The following is a 1105-nucleotide window of genomic DNA, read 5'->3' on the forward strand; positions in this document are numbered from 1 at the left end:
TTTATCGATGAGCAGCAGATCACGCATATTCATAGTGTTCCTTCCCTGTTGAAATTAATTACAGCCAGGAAATATCCCTCCCTTAAACGGGTGATCTCTGCCGGAGAAAGTTGTGATCAGCGGCTGGCAGATAGCTGGGCAGCGTATCATGATTTCTATAATAAATATGGGCCTACTGAAGCTACCATCAGTGCAACGATATACCATTATAAAAAGGATAATACAGGACCGGTGTTACCGATCGGGAAACCGGTGGCCAATACCCGTTTATACGTATTGGACGAGCGACGGCAGTTACTACCAATAGGCATAAGCGGAGAGCTGTACATAGGCGGTGTGGGCGTTAGCCGCGGTTACCTTGGTAAGGACGCGCTGACGGCAGAACGTTTTATAGCAGATCCCTTTGTGGAAGGCAGCCGTCTTTACCGTACCGGCGACTGGTGTAAATGGCAGGCAGACGGTAATCTTGTTTACACCGGCCGGCGTGATAACCAGGTAAAGCTGCGTGGACAACGCATAGAGCTGGAAGAGATCGAGCGTGTGCTGGAGCAGGCGCCGGGTGTAGGTCAGGCAGTGGTGCTGGTAAAAGGAGAAGAGCTTAATCGTTATCTGTCAGCATATGTAGTAAGCGAAGGTGATTTTGACAAACATGCATTGCAGGCTTACCTGCGCACCCAGCTACCGGATTATATGGTGCCGGCAGTATTAACAGCATTAGAGCAGCTACCGCTGACGCCTAATGGTAAAATAGACCGGCGCAGCTTATCGCTGCTGGAAGTAGCTTTTACAGACCAGGCATATGAGGCGCCGCAGAATAGTATAGAAGCACAATTAGCCGTCATCTGGGAGCGCTTACTGAAAATAGAGCAGGTAAGTGTGACCAGTAATTTCTTTGAGCTGGGCGGGCACTCTTTGCTGGCTACCCGTGTAGTATCGGCAATACGGCAGGCATTATCGCAGGAGGTTTCCATCCGGGATCTATTCAGTTATCCAACTATCAGAAGCCTGGGAGCGCATATAGGTGCAGGCAGCAGCCTGCCGGCCTTACCGGTTATTACAGCGGGAGAACGGCCGCAACGTCTTCCATTATCTTACACGCAGGAAC

The 1105-nt window shown here is 50.4% G+C and carries 1 protein-coding gene; it reads left to right on the forward strand.

What is annotated here, in order from left to right; all coding sequences use genetic code 11:
* Positions 1-1105 (forward strand): non-ribosomal peptide synthetase (locus KVT36_RS31510; protein WP_217607395.1); only part of this gene is annotated, 1105 nt, incomplete at both ends.

The organism is Chitinophaga sp. GbtcB8, from assembly GCF_019091455.1.
In the GTDB taxonomy this organism is placed as follows: domain Bacteria; phylum Bacteroidota; class Bacteroidia; order Chitinophagales; family Chitinophagaceae; genus Chitinophaga.